Here is a 15701-nt window from a genome sequence, read left to right on the forward strand (position 1 = left end):
GGATCGGCGGTCTCGTGAACCAGGCGGTCTGCTCTCGTCGCCAAGGGCGTCTCCTGTCCGGTGCGCCGGCACGCTGCCGGGCTGTCGGTGCGTCCGAGTGCCCGCACGCGGCCTGCCGGGCCATAACCTGAATTGCCAACCCGTCTTGGTGCCCCCCGCTTGCGGCTGCGCCAGAGGCTGCGGCGCGCTTGCCATAGGGGAAGGAAGATCACGCGAGATGCCGAGCCGGATCGCCTATCTCGTGCACGATCTCGCCGATGCCGCCGTCGCCCGCCGCGTGGAGAGCCTGCAGGCCGGCGGCGCCACGGTGCTGCTGGCGGGCTTCCACCGCCGCTCCGCTCCGCCCGCAGTTGCCGGGACGGCCGCGCTGCCGCTCGGGCGCAGCCATGACGGACGACTCGTCGCACGTGCGGTGCTGGTGCTGCGGCGGCTGCTCTTCCCCGGTCGCCTGCGCGAAGTCGTCCGCAGCGCCGACATCGTCATCGCCCGCAATCTCGAGATGCTGGTGCTCGCCGTGCTGCTCGCAAGGGGCCGCCAGCCGGTGGTCTACGAATGCCTCGACATTCACCGCAGCCTGCTCGGCATGGGGCCCGCGAGCCGCGCGCTGCGCTTCATCGAGCGCCGCCTGCTCGCGCGCACGAGGCAGGTGATCGTCAGTTCCCCGGCGTTCGCAAAAGCCTATTTCCGTGAGCGGCAGGGGTGGCGGGGGCCGATCGAGCTGGTCGAGAACAAGGTCGGCGCAGTTCCCCAGACCCTGCCCGCTGCCGTCCCCGGAGCACCCTGGGTGATCGGCTGGTTCGGCATGCTGCGCTGCCGCCGCAGCCTCGCAATCCTCGGTGATATCGCGGCGCGCTCGGAGGGCCGGGTCAAGGTGCTGATCGCCGGCCTGCCCTCGCCCGACGTCTTTGCCGACTTACCCGCCGAAGTCGCGCGCTTGCCCGGCGTCACGTTTGCCGGGCCCTACACTGCCAGCGACCTCCCTGCGCTCTACGCCCGCGTCCATTTCGCCTGGTGCATCGACTATTTCGAGGAAGGCCTGAACTCGGCATGGCTGCTCCCCAACCGCCTTTACGAAAGCCTGGCGCACGGGGCGGTGCCGGTGGCGCTCGCGGATGTCGAGACCGGGCGCTGGCTCGCGGCGGCCGGGGTCGGCCTCACGCTCGGGCAGGGCGAGGCGCTGGGCGAGGTGCTCGCGAGCATGACCCCCGCGCGCCACGCCGACCTCGCCGCCGCCGCGCGCGCTCTGCCGCGCTCGGCCATCGCCTTATCCCCCGAAGATCACCGGCGCCTGGTGCGCCGGCTGGAGACCACGCCCGCATGAGCCACCCCGCCCCCGAACCCGCGAGCGTCCTCACCGTGATCCCCTGCCTCAACGAGGCCGCGCACATCGCCGCGCTGATCGCGCACCTCCTCGCCGATCCCGCCAACACGCGGATCGTCGTCGCCGATGGGGGGAGCACCGACGGCACCCGCGCCATTGTGCGCCGCATCGCCGCAGGCGAGCCGCGCGTGACCCTGCTCGACAATCCCGGCCGCATCCAGAGCGCCGGGATCAACCGCGCCGTGGCCCGCTTCGGGAGGGAGGCGACCTGGCTTGCAAGGATCGATGCCCATGCACTCTACCCCGAGTGCTTCGTCGCGCGCCTGATCGCCACCGCCGAGGCAGAGCGCGTCGATTCGGTCGTGGTGCGGATGGAGACCCGCGCCGCCAGCGGCTTTGCCCGGGGGGTGGCTGCGGCGCAGAACTCGCGTCTCGGCACCGGCGGAGCCGCGCACCGCAGCGGGGCGGCAGGCGGACTTGTCGATCACGGGCACCACGCGCTGATGCGGATCGCCGCCTTTCGCGCAGCGGGCGGCTATTGCGAGACCATGCCCTGCAACGAGGATGCCGAACTCGACCTGCGGCTCGGCGCGCTGGGCTCCCGCATCTGGCTCGCCCCCGATCTCCCGGTCACCTATTTCCCGCGCACCACGGCGCGCGCGCTCGCCCGGCAATATTGGCGCTACGGCAAGGGCCGGGCGACGACGATGCGCCGCCACCGCCGCATGCTCAAGCCGCGCCAGGCGCTTCCCTTGGCGGTCGCGCCGGCCTGCGTGGCGGCGCTCGCGGCTCCGCTGTACCCTGCACTGGCCCTCCCTGCCGCAGGCTGGGCAGCGCTGTGCCAGGGCTGGGGCCTCGCGCTGGCGCTGCGCGCGCGCCGCGCGGATGTCGCGCTCGCGGGGAGCGCAGCGATGATCATGCACGCCGCGTGGAGCGCAGGCTACTGGAAGCAGGAAATCGCCGCGCGCATGTCGGGCGGCAGGAGCGTGCCCGCCCCGGTGCTCCCCTTCGCTGCCTCCTGAAGCCATTCGCGATAGGCACGGTGCGTGCCTGCGGGCGCGAAATGCGCTGCCACCGCCGCGCGCGCGGCCTGCGAGAGGCGCTCGCGCAGGGCGCCGTCTTTCTGCAAGGCGAGGATCGCCGCGGCAAAGCCCCCGGGACTATCCGCCACCATCACCGCCGGACCGCAGGCCTCCTCCACGCCTTGCAGCGTCACCGGACTCACCACCATCGGCTTGCCCCAGGCAAGCGCCTCGACCAGCTTGATCTTGAGCCCCGAGCCGAACCGCAGGGGCGCGATGACGATCCCGGCACGCGCGTAGAACGGCGCGAGCTGCGGGACGAGCCCGTGGAGGCGCACGCCATCGGGCACCCGCGCGCCGACGAAATCGGCCGCGACCGTCCCCACCACATCGAGCCGTGTCGTAGAGGCGGCGGCGGCGATGGCGGGCCAGACCCGTTCCAGAAACCACGCCAGCCCGTCCGAATTGGGCGCGGTTCGGCTGCCGACAAACAGCAGGCGATGGGGGTCTCCGGGCGCGGTCTGCGGAGCCTCGGGCGTGCGCGTGCCGGGGGCGAGGATGACGCGTGTCTCGGGCAGCGCCCCGGCGACGAAATCGGCCTCGTCCTGCTGGATCGCGATCACCGTGCCCGCTCGCTCGAGCAGCGCCACCTCGGCCTCGCGCGAGAGGGCGGTGACCGAATCGCGTTCGGCCCCCGCCCCCGATCCGGCGCGGCGATGGAACAGATCGTGCATGATGATCGCGCTGCGAGCGCGCGGCGCGCCGAGCAGCGCGAAAGCTTCGGACTGGAAGGCATAATCGGCGAGCACCACGTCCTCGGGCCGCAGCACCTGCGCCGAAAGCCAGGCGCGGTCGGCAGCACTCCAGGGCGCGGCGATGGTGTAGGGGCGCGGCCGGTCGCGCGTCCAGTCGCCCTTGAGGCCGACACGCCGCGCAAGGCTCCGCGCGGCTCCAATCGCCGCGTCGCGCCACACCCCCGGATCGGTCGAGACGAACCAGCGCCCGATCCGCGCGACACCCCGGATACGGTGCTCGGTGAACACCGCCATCTCGGGACGCGCGCGGTACAAGGGGATGCGGCCCATCACGTTCGGGGTCGGCTGCCACAGCACCGGCTCCAGCCCGGCCGCGCGTGCCGAGCGGGCGAGGTCGATGACATAGGACGAGCTGCCATTGGTCGCCCCGATCAGGCGCTGGCGGCTGACGATGATCGCCCGCGCAGGCGGTGGCGAGCGGAGCGCGGCGGTTCTCATGCGGCCAGCCCCGCCACCCGCCGCGCCCGTTCGCGCCACAGCAGGCCCGCGTCGGCATCGGCGCTCTTGGGGATGAGTTCGAGCAGCGCACCGCAGCTGTGCTGGTCGATCACCAGGTCGATCAGCGGATGCTGCGCGCCGGCCGCCGCGACGAAGGGCGCGCCGTCGCCGATGGCATGGGCGGCCCGGTCGGCCAGCATCGTATCGGCGAGCAGCACCAGCGCCGCCCCCCGCCCGCTCCGCGCGACCGCAAGCGGATCGGCGAGGTCCGCGGGCGAAAGTCGCACCACGACGCAGCCGCTCGCCTCGGCAAGTGCTGCGGCGATGGCGATGGGCGAACCCGGTTCGGGATCACCGCAGAGCAGCGCAAGCGGGGCAGTTGGCGCAGGATCGAGCGCCGCGCCGCGCGCGCGCCACTTGCCGACACGCCGAGCCAGCCCCTCGCGCACGCTCGCCCCCAACAGCCCGAGCGCGCGCGGGCGGCGGGCAAGGATCGCGAGTGCGCGCAGCGGTGCCCTCGCCTTGAGCAGGCCGACCGCCTCGCAATGCGCCAGCGCGTCCTCGAGCGAGGCCAGCCGCGCCCGCCGCGCCGCAGCCAGTCCGCGCTGCTGCGGCTTGGCCAGGCGGTCGCGCTCGGCTGCGATCAGCGCGGCGAGATCCCCCGGTTGCCAGCGGAACGAGACCGAGCCCGGGTGGCGGCGGTAGTAATAGGTCGGCTCGGGCGCGAAGGCATAGGTCAGCCCCGCCGCGAGCGCACGCTCTACCATGTCCCAGTCCTCGCCGATCCTCAGGCGCAGGTCGTAGGCAATGCCCTGCCGCCGCAGCGCCTCGAGCCGCAGCAGCGGCTTCAGGTAGCCGAGCTGCACCCCGGGTCGGTCGAGCCGGCCGCTCTCGAGATACTCGATGTGGCCGATCATCCGTTCGCGCGCCCATTGCGGCCCCGCAGCGAACAGCGCTGGCGCCAGGTCTTGACCGAAGGCAATCATGTTCGCCGCCGCCATGTCTGCGCCCCGGCTTCGCGCCAGGCCCAGCAGCGCCTCGACATGGCGCGGATGGAGGATGTCATCGCTGTCGATGATCGCCGCCCAGGGCGCGGCAGCTGCGGCGATCGAAAGATTGCGCACCGCCGCGAGCCCCTTGCCGTGCCCGCGCACCGGGATCACCCGCGCATCCTCGGCGGCATGGCGGGCGATGATCGCGGCCGTGGCGTCGGTCGATCCGTCATCGACCACCACGATCTCGATCGCGGCAAGGCTCTGGCGACGGCACGAGGCGAGCGCTGCGTCGATATGCGCCGCGGCATTCCTCGCCACCATCAGCAGCGAGACGAGCGGGTCGGGAGGGCCGGCGACAGGGGCGGGCATGGCGGCGGGTCGCTTTCGTGAAGGACGGCGAACGGGACGCGCGCGGCGATAGGCCCGATCGGGCAACCTGCGACCTTAACGAGGTTAGTGCGCCGCGAGGGTACGTGGCGCAAAGCGGCGATTATCCCACGGGCTTCGGACAAAGGCAGCAGCATGGACAAGGTCTGCGTGATCATTGCGGCGATGGATGCGGCAGGCACCATCGGCCGCGCGGTCGCCTCGGCACTGGCAGAGCCCGAGGTCGCCGAGGTCGTGGTGATCGACGATGCCTCGCGCGATGCGACCGCCGCTGCGGCGATGCGCGCGGACGACGGCAGCGGACGGCTCGCCGTGCACCGTGCGCCCCGCAACCTCGGGCCGGCTGCCGCGCGCAACCTCGCTCTGGCGCGCTCGCGCGCGCCGCTGGTCGCTGTGCTCGATGCCGATGACGCGGTACTTCCCGGCCGCTTTACCGCGCTCGCCGATCCGACGGGCGACTGGGACATGTCGGCCGACAACATCATCTTCGTCGCGCCCGAGGAGGCCGCGGACTTTACCGGCCTTGCCGCCTTTGCGACCGGCGGCGTCGCAGAGCGAATGACCTTCGCGCGCTTCGTTGCCGCCAACATCTCGCAAGCCGGACGCCCGCGCGGCGAGCTGGGATTCCTGAAGCCGGTGATGCGCCGCGCCTTTCTCGAACGCCACGGGCTCGGTTACGACGCGCGCCTGCGGCTGGGCGAGGATTTCGATCTCTATGCCCGCATGCTGCTGGCGGGCGCAAGCTTCCGGCTGGTGGCGACCTGCGGCTATGTCGCAATCGAGCGACCCGATTCGCTCAGCGCCCGGCATTCGGCCGCGGACCTCGCCGCGCTCGTCGCTGCCGACGATCGGATGCTCGCGGGCAAGCTCGCGGCCGAGGAGCGCGCGGTGCTGCTCGAGCACCGCGCACAGACTGCGCAGCGCTGGCACCACCGCCATTTCCTCGACGCCAAGCGCCAGAGCGGGCTCGTGCGCGCGTTGATTGCCCATCGGGGTCGGCCGCGGCTGCTGGTCGATGCCGGGCTCGGCGTCGCGCGCGACAAGCTGGCGGCTCTGCGCGTGCCTGCCCCCCTCCCCCGCCGCCGCTTCCTGATCGCGCCCTGACCGGAGCATTGCTGCAACAGGTGGCTAACCTGTGTGAGCGCTCCGGCGCGGGCAATCGGCGAGTGTCGCCCGCATCCCGTCACCCCCCTCACGGAGCGCGCGCGCCTTGATTGCCGCCAAGCATGCCAGCACCACGCCCGCGGGGAGCGGGCCTTTCGGGTTCGAGCGCCTGCCGGTGACCGGGTGGGCGGCCGCGATCGTCGCGGGCCTGTCCGCGCCCGCGCTGGGCCCGGCGGCGACACTGGTGCAACTGGTGTGCCTGGCTGCGATTCTGAGCCTGCGCTGGCGGCGTGTGCCGCAGCTGCTGCTGGCGGGTCTGCCGCTCCTGGCGCTGGGACTGTTCGCGACGGCTTCGACGCTGTGGTCGGACGTGCCCGCGATCTCACTGCGCTATGGCCTCCAGCTGGTGGTGACGGTGTTGATGGGGCTGGCGCTCGGGCGATTGCTGACCCTGCGCGAACTGGTGCTGGCGGTGTTCATCGGCACCACCATCGCCGGCCTTGCCGGACTTGCGAGCGGACGCGCGGGGATGTCGGAGAGCGGGCCGGTGCTGATCGGCCTGGCGGGCTCCAAGAACCAGATAGGCTACATCGCGCTGATCTGGCTGGGATCGGCGCTGTGCGTGGCGGCCTCGCGCGCGCATCGCCCGCTCACCCGGTGCGTCGCCGCACTGGCGGTGGTGCCGGCGCTGTTCCTGATCGTGCAGGGGGATTCGGCCACCGCGTTGGTCTCGGCCGTGGTGCTCGCAGGCCTGCTCGGCCTGATAGCGCTGGCCGCGCTGCTCGGGCGCGGCGGGCGGCTGTTCGCGCTCGTCGCGGCGGCGCTGCTCGCCATCCCCGCAGCAGTCGCGCTGCCCGCGATCGAGCGCGAGATCGCGATTATCCAGACCGACGTGCTCGGCAAGGACCAGCGCCTCACCGGGCGCACGCTGCTGTGGGAGGAGGCCGACCGCCTGATCCGGCAGGCACCCGTGATCGGGCACGGCTACAAGGCGATCTGGCTCGGCCCCAAGGGCAAGGGACTGCTGGCGAGAAACGGCCAGAGCGACGGGCGTGCCTTCCACTTTCACGACACCTTCCGCGAACTGATGGCCGATCTCGGCATCATCGGCCTGGTGCTGTTCCTGCTGCCGCTCGCCTATGCGGGGGTGCGCGGAGTGGTGCTGCTGGTCGCCGCGATCGACGCCCCGCGCGCCTTCGCAATCGCGACGCTGTTCATCATCCTCCTGAGAGTTCGCACCGAGCTCATCGTCGGCCCCTTCCTGATCGACACCGTGCTGCTGACCGCGATTGCAGCCGCGCTCGCCGCGCTGCCGCTGGCGGCGGCGGGCCAGGATGCCCCCACGCCCGCGCCCGCGCGCCGGCGACCGGTGCGCCGCCTTCCCTCCCGTCCGCAAAGGAACCCTGCATGATGATGCGCCTTCCCGCCCTGTTCGCCGCCCTGCTGCTGACGCTGCTTGCCGCCTGCGCCGGAGGAAGCGACGCGCCGCGCGCGCGGCTGCTCGACGATGCGCGGGTCTACACCCTCGGGCCGGGCGACAAGCTGCGCATCACGGTCTACGGCGAAGAGACGCTGACCGGCGAATACGGCGTCACCGGCGCGGGCGATGTGTCGTTCCCGCTGATCGGCAACATCCCGGTCGCCGGGCGGACGATCGAGGATCTGCAGACCGAGCTCACCACGCGTCTGGGCAACGGCTACATCGCCGACCCCCGGGTCAGCGCCGAGATCATCACCTACCGCCCCTTCTACATTCTCGGCGAAGTCGCGCGGCCGGGGCAATATGATTTCGCCGTCGGGCTGACGGTCGAACAAGCGGTCGCGTCGGCGGGCGGGTTCACTTACCGTGCCAATAGCCGCAAGGTGTTCCTGAAGCGCGCCACCGACACCCGGGAAATGCTGGTCGACCTGCGCGAGACGCCCTCCTTCCCGGTGCGCCCGGGCGACACGATCCGCGTGGCCGAGCGCTTCTTCTGAGGCCTCCCGACTAGGTCGCGCCGGCGGAGGTGCCGATCCTTCGGCCCGCCGCGCCGAGCAGCGCGGCGCTGCCGAAGGCGCGGTGCCCCCAGCGCAGCAGCCGCGCGGTATCGCCGATCCGCCCCGCAGCCAGGGTCTCGCGCATCCGCCACGGCAGCTGGCGCGCCATCGCCCGGCGCAGCGCCAGCGGCAGGCCGAGCCCCGCCAGCAGCGCCGGATCGAGCGAGCCGTCGGCGATCTCGCCGATCCCGTAGCGCGCCCCGAGCAGATCGCCCGCCACGGCCAGCTCGCGCTCGCCGGGCGCTTCGGCTCCCGGCATGGCGGCATAGCGGGCGAAATGGCGCGCGGCGGCTTCGTGGAGCTTGCGCATGAACAGGATCACCCCGCGCTGGAGCACCGCGAGGCGCTCGGCCTCGGTGCCCTCGGCTGGCCCGCAAAAGGGGCGGAAATCGGCATCGTTCCACCGTGCATCGATCCCGGCGAAGATCGTGCGCTCGGCATCGATCCAGCCCGCGACCGTGTCCGTGGCGACCACCGCGCCCCGCCTGGTCATCCGCGCAGCCACGTGCTTGCGCTGGTAGAGCGTCACTCCACCGGCATAGACACCGGAGTCGGCGCGGGCGATCCGCAGGATCATCTCGTAATCTTGCCCGCGGGGCAGATCGGTGCGATAGGGGCCTGCAGCCAGCTGCACCTCGCGCCGCACCATCCAGGCCGGGTTGGGCAGGAAGCAGCATGTCATAAGTTGCACCAGCAGCCGCTTCTCGCCGGGCCGGGGCAGCGGTTCGAGATCCTCGCTCGCGGGGGCATCCGCGCCCCGTCCGGAAAATCGGGCAAACCGTCCGTAGGAAAAGCCCGCCGCAGGCGCCGCCTCGAGCGCCGCGACATGCGCCGCCAGCGCACCATCCGGGAGCAGGTCGTCATCGTCGAGCACCAGCAGATAGTCCCCGCGCGCCGCCGCGATCGCGCGGTTCATCGCCGCCGACTTGCCGGCATTCTCCTGCCGCAGCATCGTCACCCGATCCTGAAAGGAGCCCACAACTTCAGGGGTTTGGTCGGTGGAGCCGTCATCCACCACGATGATCTCAAAGGGCGCGAGGCTCTGCCTGAGTGCCGAGGCGATGCTCTCGCCGATCAGATGCGCGCGGTTGTGGGTGGGCATGATGATCGAGACCCGGCGCGCAGGCTGCGGCCGGGCCGCGGCGGGCATCCGGGGCGGTGGGGCGGTCATGCGCGCCTATCTGGTCGCTGCGCCGTGCTGCGTCCCTAACCTGCTTAGTGGCCGCGCCCCTCGCGAGCCTGTCTTTTCGCACCCGCAGCACGAACGGCGTCGGCACGAACGGCGCCGCATGCCGCTTCATCCGCCAAGTCGCCGACGACCCGCCCCCAATCACGCGAGTGCCCATGACGACGAACCCTCTCCCGCCCCGACGCGCGTCCGGCCCCGCTTCGCACCGCGCCCGGGTGCTGTTCCTGCTCACCGAATATCCGCGCGCCGGACAGACCGCGATCAAGAACGAGATCGAGGCGCTGGAGGCCGATTACGAGATCGGCATCCTCGCGCGCCGAACGCCGGTGCAGGCCTATGCCAATCACCGTCCCCACGCCCTGGTGCGCGATCTGGAGGATTGCATCGCCGCGGTCGAGGCGTTCCAACCCGATCTGATCCACGCCCATTTCCTCACCGAACTCGGCTTCGTCGGTGAGGTGGCGCGCCGCACGGGGGTGCCCTTCACCTTGCGCGCCCATTCCTTCGACACGCTCGCGCTGCGCCCTCCGGGCCTGGGCGGGCGGATCGCCGGGCTGCTGCGCGGCGGGGCGCCGCAGAGCCGCGCGCAGTGGCTGCGCGAGGGCCTGGCCGCCATGGAGAGCGAGCTGTGCCTCGGCGTGCTCGCCCTCCCCTTCGCGCGGCCTTGGCTGATCCGGGCCGGTGCCTGCGAGGCGAAGGTGATCGATTGTTTCCCGGTCATGCGCTTTGCCCAGTTTCACGACTCCGGCCCCAACGGCGATGCGGTGATGAATGTCGGGATCTGCGCGAGCAAGCGCGCCATGCCCGACTTCCTGCGGCTCGGCCGCCGGGTTCCCGAGCGCAGCTTCAATCTCTACGCGATGGACCAGCGCACCGACTGGCTGAAGCAGCGCAGCGCCGAGAACGGTGCGGGCGTCAACTTCGTCGGCCCGATCGAGCCCGAGGCGATGCCGCGCGAGTACAAGCGCCACCGCTGGCTGGTCTACACCGCCGATGCCGACGCCCCGGGCGTCGGCTGGCCGGTGGCGATCGCCGAAGCGCAGGCAGCAGGCGTCGGGGTGTGCATGCCCGCACTGCGCCGCGACCTTGCGCAATATGTCGGCGAGGGCGCGGGGATCCTCTACGAATCGGTCGACGAACTGCCTGCCATCGTATCCGCGCCTGTGCCCGAGGAGATGCGCGAACGCGGCTTCGCGCAGGCGCGCAAGTCCGACATCGAACGTCACAAGCATCTGCTGACCGATCTGTGGGACGACGCGCTGCGCGCCCGCGCGCCGGACATGCTCGCACGCGGCAGCGCGAGCACCGGCACCGGCGGCACCACGAGCGGCAGCGCCGCCGCCACCCCGCGCAGCGTCGTGAGCCCGGCATGAACGCCCCCGCTGCCACGCCCGCGCCGGTCCCCCTGCATCCCGAAGGCGACGAGGCGATGTCCCCGGGCCCGGTCAGGGGCCTCCTTTCGCTCCTCTCCCCGCGCGAGCGGATCAATGCCGCGATCCTGTTCGGCATGATGCTGATCGGCGCGGCGCTCGAGATCGCGGGGCTGGCCGCGGTGCCCGCCTTCGTCAGCGCGGTGGTCGATCGCGAGGCGATGCTGCGCCTGCCGCTCCTCGGCCCGGTGCTGGGCCCGCTCACCGAAGGGCTCGACAGCAGCGAACTGGTGATCTGGGGCGCGGCCGCGCTGCTCGCCATCTTCGCGATCAAGAACGGGTTCCTCGCATTCAATTACTGGGCGCAGATCCGCTACGTCTCCCACCGCCGGATCGCCATCGCGGGGCGCTTGATGCGCGCCTACATGGCCGCGCCCTACCGCTTCTTCCTCGCCCGCAACCGCTCAGAACTGCTGCGCAATGTCGACAACGAGGTGATGACCGTGTGCAACAGCGTGATCAGCACGATCCTCGAGCTATGCACCCGCACGGTGATCGTGATTGCGGTGCTCGGCTTCCTGCTGGTCGTCGAGCCGGTCATCACGATCGCCTGGATCGTGTTCCTCGGGCTGATCGGCTTTGCCGCGTTGCGCGGGGTCACCGGGCGGCTGCGGCGCTTCGGGCTGGTGCAGCAGCAGGGCCGCGCGGCGCTCAACCAGAACCTCATGCAGGCCTTCGGCGGCATCAAGGAAATCCGCACGCTGGGGCGCGAGGATTTCTTCACCGGCAAGGTGATGGACGCGGCGACGCAGCTGACGCGCGCGCACGGCTTCAAGCTCCTGATCATGAAGATCATCCCGCCGGCGTCGGAAATGGTGGCGATGACCGGGCTGCTGGCGCTCGCCGTCGGGCTGGTGCTGCAGGGCCGCACGACCGAGAGCATCCTTGTCACGCTCTCGCTGTTCGTGGTGGGCCTGGTGCGCCTGCGCGAGGCCTCGAGCGCGGCGCTCAACCAGTTCGCGGATCTGCGTTACAGCCTTGTCGCCATCCAGCCGATCGTGCGCGATCTGGCTTTGCTCGGCGATGCGCCGCTGCGCGATAGCGCTCCGGACGTCCCCCGCCCGCAGAGCGTGATCGCGCTCGAGGGCGTATGGCACCGCTACGAGGGCGCAGCCGACCATGCGCTCAAGAACATCGACATCAGCATTCCGGTCGGCGCGGCGGTGGGCCTTGTCGGCACCACCGGGGCCGGCAAGTCGACCGTGGTCGATGTCCTGCTCGGCCTCGTCGCCCCGGAACGCGGCGGGCTGGTGGTTGACGGCCATCGCCTCGACGAGGGCGAACTGCGCGCGTGGCGCCGCCAGGTCGGTTACGTGCCGCAGTCGATCTACCTGCTCGACGACACCATCCGCCGCAACATCGCATTGGGGATCGAGGACGCCGATGTCGACGAGGAGGCACTCGCCGAAGCGATCCGCCTTGCCCAGCTCGGCCGGTTCATCGACCGCCAGCCCGAGGGGCTCGACACGCTGGTGGGCGAGAGCGGGGTGCGCATCTCGGGCGGCGAGCGCCAGCGAATCGGCATCGCCCGCGCGCTCTACCATGATCCGGCGATCCTGATCCTCGACGAGGCGACCAGCGCGCTCGACAACACCACCGAACGCGCGGTGATCGAGGCAGTCGAGGGGATGCGGGGCACGCGCACCGTAGTGATGATCGCGCACCGCCTGTCGACCGTGCGCGGCTGCGAGGTGCTCTACTACCTCAAGGACGGCCGGGTCGAAGCGTCGGGCGACTACGCAACCCTCCAGCAAAGCCACAGCGCCTTCCGCGAGATGGCCGCGTGAGCGGGCGCGCGGACGCTTCGGCTCGGCGCATTCCGAACCGAGGTTAGGGCGCTGGCGCCCGCAAGGGGCCAACGCCGCGGCGCGTGAGACGTCCGGCCATTCGCCGGCGCGCGGCACGCCTGTCCGCTTGTCCGAAGGAGCAATGCACCGCTCATGGCTCTTGCCGCCCCGTTCCCCTACCTCGCCCCGCCTGCGCAGCGCCGGCTGCGCCGCGGCGGGCTGCTCGGCGCTCGACTGGCCGGTGCGGTGAGCGTGATGGCGCTGCTGCTGGTGCCGGTGCTGCCGGTCTCGCCGGGGCAGTCGGGCAGCGCCTTCGCGGGGATAGCGGCTTTCGCGCCGGATCTGCCTTCGCCTTTCGAGCGCCAGAGCGAGGACGCAGCGCCCGACCTCGCGATGGTGCCAGCCGCGCCCTTCAACGCTCGCTATGGCGATGCCGCCAGCGCGCTGCGGGCCGAGACCTGCCTGACCGAGGCGATCTATTACGAAGGCGCGCTCGAGCCGGAGGCCGGCCAGCGGGCGATCGCGCAGGTCGTACTCAACCGTGTGCGCCATCCGGCTTACCCGAACAACGTCTGCGGCGTCGTGTTCCAGGGACAGGAGCGCTCGACCGGGTGCCAGTTCACCTTCACCTGCGATGGCTCGCGCGCCCGCGCGCCGGTGCCGAGCCTGTGGGCGCGCGCCAACCGCGTCGCCAGGGCGGCGCTTGGCGGAGCGACGGCTCCGGAGGTCGGACTGGCGACTCACTACCACGCCGATTACGTCCTGCCCTACTGGAGCAGCACGCTCGACAAGGCGGGGCAGATCGGGCGCCATGTCTTCTACCGCTGGCGCGGGTGGAACGGGACTGCGGGAGCCTTCACCCAATCCTATGTCGGACGCGAACCGCTGGTCGCCGCTTGGACGCCGCGCGCGGCTGCCGCAGGGCCGCAGGGCGAAGGCCTGCCCGGCCTCGGCGCGTCGACCGACGCCGCAGCGCTCGCCGGGCCCCTCGTTGGGCCTGCTGCCGCAGTGCCGCCACCGCCACCGCCGGCATCCGCGCCTGCCGCGCCGTTCCGCGCGCGCCCTCTGCCCATGGCAACCACGCCAAGTGGCGGCACACCGTGAGCCGCCGCCGGGGGACCGCCATCGCGAGCCTCGCCGCGGCCAGCCTCGCGCTGCTCGCCGCCGCGCCCGCACGCGCGCAAGCCAGCGGCGCCGAGGCGGTCGCGGGGTTCGAATCCGCCGGCAACCTGCTGCGCAAATGCCGCGAGAATTCGAGCTTCGCGCGCAGCTTCTGCTTCGCCTATCTCGGCGCGGTTGCCGACGCGGCGCGGTCCTACCGGGTGTGGATCGGTTCGGGCGACCCGTGCCTGCCCGCGGGCCTCACCATGGGACGGCTCGCCGATACCTTCACGGCCTACCTCGTCGCCAACCCCTCACTCACCGAGGCGCAGGCCGCATCGGTGATCGTCGCGAGCCTGCAGGAGGCCTTCCCCTGCGAAGCTCCGGTTTCACCGGCCCCCGCAGCGCCTGTGCTGCCGTCACCCGAACAGCCGGATGACCCAATAGATCGCGGCCCACAGGCCGATCGGCAACCCCAGCAATAGGGCGAACCGCAGCAACCGCGGGTACTTGTCCTGCCGGCTGCTGCCGCGTCGGCGCCGCGGATGCAGGCGCACTTTCTGGCGCGGGGCTGCCTTGCCCTCGCGCGTGCCCTCACGCTCCTCCGGCCGACCGTGCTGGGCCTCCATGATCATCGCTCCTAATCCGCTGCCCCTGCGGCAACCCGTTGCCCTGCTGCCGCCACCTGCGGTGAACGCAACACGTTGTTAACCTAATCTAGAGCCTCTTTGCCGGGCGCGGAATAGAAACCTCGCGCGCAGGCAGGGGCCTCATCGCAAATCCGTGAAACACGCAGGATCATCAAGGATCCGGCCGAACCGAAAGGGTGCTGCACCGTGTATATCGAGCCGCGAGACGCCTTCCAGATCGCCCGCACCGCAAGCACCTCGAACGATTGGCCCCCGGCCGCGGTGTCGCGCGGGCTCGACATCGTCATCGCCCTGTGCGCGCTGATGTTCTTCCTGCCGCTCCTCGTGCTGATCGCGCTGGCAATCGCCTGCACCGACCGCGGCCCGGTGTTCTTCCGCCATCGCCGCGTCGGGCTCGGCGGCAAGACCTTCGGCTGCTGGAAGTTCCGCACCATGGTGGTGGACGCCGAAGCCCGCCTTGCCGAGATCCTCGCCCGCGACCCCGAAGCCGCGCGCGAATGGGCCGAGAGCCAGAAGCTGACCCATGATCCGCGCGTGACGTGGCTCGGCAATTTCCTGCGCCGCTCGAGCCTCGATGAGCTGCCGCAGCTGTTCAACGTGCTGATGGGCGAGATGAGCATCGTCGGGCCGCGCCCGATCGTCGAGACCGAAGCGGCGCGCTACGGCCAGCATTTCGCGCTCTATTGCCGGGTGCGTCCGGGGATCACCGGCCTGTGGCAGATCTCCGGGCGGAGCGACATCCGCTACTTCGAGCGGGTGTTGCTCGATGTGCGCTATGTCAGCAGCCGCACGGTGCTGCGCGACATGCGGATCATCCTGCTGACGGTGCCCAGCGTGCTCGCCGCGCGCGGCTCGCGCTGAGGGCTCGGGGAGCGGCGCCGACAGTCTGCGAAAGCATCGCCCTCCCGCGGCCGTAGCGAAAGCCGGCGGGATGCCTTGGTTCGCGGCCACGCGCCGTTCGATCGCGCCGCTGCTCTGCGGCTCCGGTTTTGACCAATCACCGCGCATTCCCGCAGCCCGTCGAAGGCGCAAATCCGTGGGTCGTTCGATCTGCGCGGGATGACAGCGGGCCGTGTGGGCGATTAGGCTGATGGCCGCGCCGGTGGGGGCGCTGACGCGCTGGAGCCGGATGCGATGATCCCAGAATGGCCCATCGGCCTGACATTCGTCACCGCGATGCTTGCCGGCGCGGCAATCGGCAGCTTCATCGGAGCCGCGATGGTGCGCCTGCCCGAGGGACGCTCGCTCATCGCGGGACGCTCCGCCTGCGACAGCTGCGCTGCCCCCATTGCCGTGCGCGATCTGGTGCCGCTTGTCTCGTGGCTGGTGCTGCGGGGCAGATGCCGAAGCTGCCGCGAGCCCATCGGGGTGTGGCAACCGGGCGCCGAGATCGGCGGCGCGGCGATCGGCGGGGCGGCTGTGCTG

Annotated in this window: 14 protein-coding genes; 11 read left to right on the top strand and 3 right to left on the bottom strand. The window is 71.4% G+C overall.

Translation table 11 applies throughout. The annotated features are described in order from the left end of the window. The first annotated feature begins 217 nt into the window (after positions 1-217). Together AX692_RS18035 and AX692_RS18040 are read left to right on the top strand one after the other, a co-directional pair. On the top strand, positions 218-1321 hold the full coding sequence (locus AX692_RS18035) for a glycosyltransferase (protein ID WP_073975860.1): 1104 nt from the start codon (positions 218-220) through the stop codon (positions 1319-1321). Next, the gene (locus AX692_RS18040; protein WP_073975861.1) at positions 1318-2343 is read left to right on the top strand and encodes a glycosyltransferase family 2 protein; all 1026 of its coding nucleotides are present in this window, start codon (positions 1318-1320) and stop codon (positions 2341-2343) included. The genes AX692_RS18035 and AX692_RS18040 overlap by 4 nt, the downstream gene beginning before the upstream one ends. On the opposite strand, the gene AX692_RS18045 is transcribed toward AX692_RS18040, so the two are convergent. Together AX692_RS18045 and AX692_RS18050 are read right to left on the bottom strand one after the other, a co-directional pair. Then, a complete protein-coding gene (locus AX692_RS18045) occupies positions 2262-3596 on the bottom strand; it encodes a glycosyltransferase (RefSeq protein ID WP_073975862.1) in 1335 nt (444 codons plus the stop codon). The two genes, AX692_RS18040 and AX692_RS18045, sit on opposite strands and share 82 nt — an antisense overlap. Further along, positions 3593-4960 carry a glycosyltransferase family 2 protein gene (locus AX692_RS18050; RefSeq protein ID WP_073975719.1) on the bottom strand — a complete coding sequence of 456 codons (1368 nt, stop codon included), beginning with the start codon at positions 4958-4960 and terminating at the stop codon, positions 3593-3595. The genes AX692_RS18045 and AX692_RS18050 overlap by 4 nt, the downstream gene beginning before the upstream one ends. Before the next feature lie 153 nt (positions 4961-5113). Between AX692_RS18050 and AX692_RS18055 the strand changes: the two genes are divergently transcribed. The 3 genes from AX692_RS18055 to AX692_RS18065 all read left to right on the top strand — a co-directional run bounded on the left by AX692_RS18055 (position 5114) and on the right by AX692_RS18065 (position 8059). Continuing rightward, entirely contained in the window at positions 5114-6082 is a 969-nt protein-coding gene (locus tag AX692_RS18055; RefSeq protein WP_073977805.1) for a glycosyltransferase family 2 protein, read from the top strand. A 106-nt stretch (positions 6083-6188) separates the two neighbouring features. Further along, positions 6189-7493 (top strand): O-antigen ligase family protein, encoded by a 1305-nt coding sequence (locus tag AX692_RS18060; RefSeq protein WP_073975302.1) that lies wholly within the window; start codon positions 6189-6191, stop codon positions 7491-7493. After that, positions 7490-8059 (top strand): polysaccharide biosynthesis/export family protein, encoded by a 570-nt coding sequence (locus AX692_RS18065; protein ID WP_073975303.1) that lies wholly within the window; start codon positions 7490-7492, stop codon positions 8057-8059. The genes AX692_RS18060 and AX692_RS18065 overlap by 4 nt, the downstream gene beginning before the upstream one ends. 10 nt (positions 8060-8069) lie before the next feature. On the opposite strand, the gene AX692_RS18070 is transcribed toward AX692_RS18065, so the two are convergent. Beyond that, positions 8070-9290 carry a glycosyltransferase family 2 protein gene (locus AX692_RS18070; protein ID WP_081095451.1) on the bottom strand — a complete coding sequence of 407 codons (1221 nt, stop codon included), beginning with the start codon at positions 9288-9290 and terminating at the stop codon, positions 8070-8072. 173 nt (positions 9291-9463) lie between these two features. Between AX692_RS18070 and AX692_RS18075 the strand changes: the two genes are divergently transcribed. From AX692_RS18075 to AX692_RS18100, 6 genes are all read left to right on the top strand, one after another. Continuing rightward, complete coding sequence (locus tag AX692_RS18075) at positions 9464-10681, top strand: glycosyltransferase (protein ID WP_155644895.1); 1218 nt, start codon at positions 9464-9466, stop codon at positions 10679-10681. Beyond that, complete coding sequence (locus tag AX692_RS18080; protein WP_073975306.1) at positions 10678-12525, top strand: ABC transporter ATP-binding protein; 1848 nt, start codon at positions 10678-10680, stop codon at positions 12523-12525. The genes AX692_RS18075 and AX692_RS18080 overlap by 4 nt, the downstream gene beginning before the upstream one ends. Positions 12526-12678: 153 nt before the next feature. Next, positions 12679-13629: a cell wall hydrolase gene (locus AX692_RS18085; RefSeq protein WP_073975307.1), complete on the top strand. Its 951-nt coding sequence runs from the start codon at positions 12679-12681 to the stop codon at positions 13627-13629. After that, a complete protein-coding gene (locus AX692_RS18090; RefSeq protein ID WP_073975308.1) occupies positions 13626-14111 on the top strand; it encodes a Rap1a/Tai family immunity protein in 486 nt (161 codons plus the stop codon). The genes AX692_RS18085 and AX692_RS18090 overlap by 4 nt, the downstream gene beginning before the upstream one ends. A gap of 351 nt (positions 14112-14462) precedes the next feature. Then, positions 14463-15137, top strand: a complete 675-nt coding sequence (locus tag AX692_RS18095) for a sugar transferase (protein WP_230959564.1) — start codon at positions 14463-14465, stop codon at positions 15135-15137. 273 nt (positions 15138-15410) lie between these two features. After that, on the top strand, positions 15411-15701 hold a 291-nt coding region (locus AX692_RS18100; protein ID WP_196491823.1), incomplete at its 3' end, for a prepilin peptidase.

Origin of the sequence: Erythrobacter donghaensis (assembly GCF_001557325.1) — a bacterium.
In the GTDB taxonomy this organism is placed as follows: Bacteria; Pseudomonadota; Alphaproteobacteria; order Sphingomonadales; family Sphingomonadaceae; genus Erythrobacter; species Erythrobacter donghaensis_B.

Bases quoted from the DNA above. Each gene is read 5' to 3' on its own strand.
- AX692_RS18035 (WP_073975860.1), top strand. From the start codon at position 218: ATGCCGAGCCGGATCGCCTATCTCGTGCACGATCTCGCCGATGCCGCC.
- AX692_RS18040 (WP_073975861.1), top strand. From the start codon at position 1,318: ATGAGCCACCCCGCCCCCGAACCCGCGAGCGTCCTCACCGTGATCCCC.
- AX692_RS18045 (WP_073975862.1), bottom strand. From the start codon at position 3,596: ATGAGAACCGCCGCGCTCCGCTCGCCACCGCCTGCGCGGGCGATCATC.
- AX692_RS18050 (WP_073975719.1), bottom strand. From the start codon at position 4,960: ATGCCCGCCCCTGTCGCCGGCCCTCCCGACCCGCTCGTCTCGCTGCTG.
- AX692_RS18055 (WP_073977805.1), top strand. From the start codon at position 5,114: ATGGACAAGGTCTGCGTGATCATTGCGGCGATGGATGCGGCAGGCACC.
- AX692_RS18065 (WP_073975303.1), top strand. From the start codon at position 7,490: ATGATGATGCGCCTTCCCGCCCTGTTCGCCGCCCTGCTGCTGACGCTG.
- AX692_RS18070 (WP_081095451.1), bottom strand. From the start codon at position 9,290: ATGACCGCCCCACCGCCCCGGATGCCCGCCGCGGCCCGGCCGCAGCCT.
- AX692_RS18075 (WP_155644895.1), top strand. From the start codon at position 9,464: ATGACGACGAACCCTCTCCCGCCCCGACGCGCGTCCGGCCCCGCTTCG.
- AX692_RS18080 (WP_073975306.1), top strand. From the start codon at position 10,678: ATGAACGCCCCCGCTGCCACGCCCGCGCCGGTCCCCCTGCATCCCGAA.
- AX692_RS18085 (WP_073975307.1), top strand. From the start codon at position 12,679: ATGGCTCTTGCCGCCCCGTTCCCCTACCTCGCCCCGCCTGCGCAGCGC.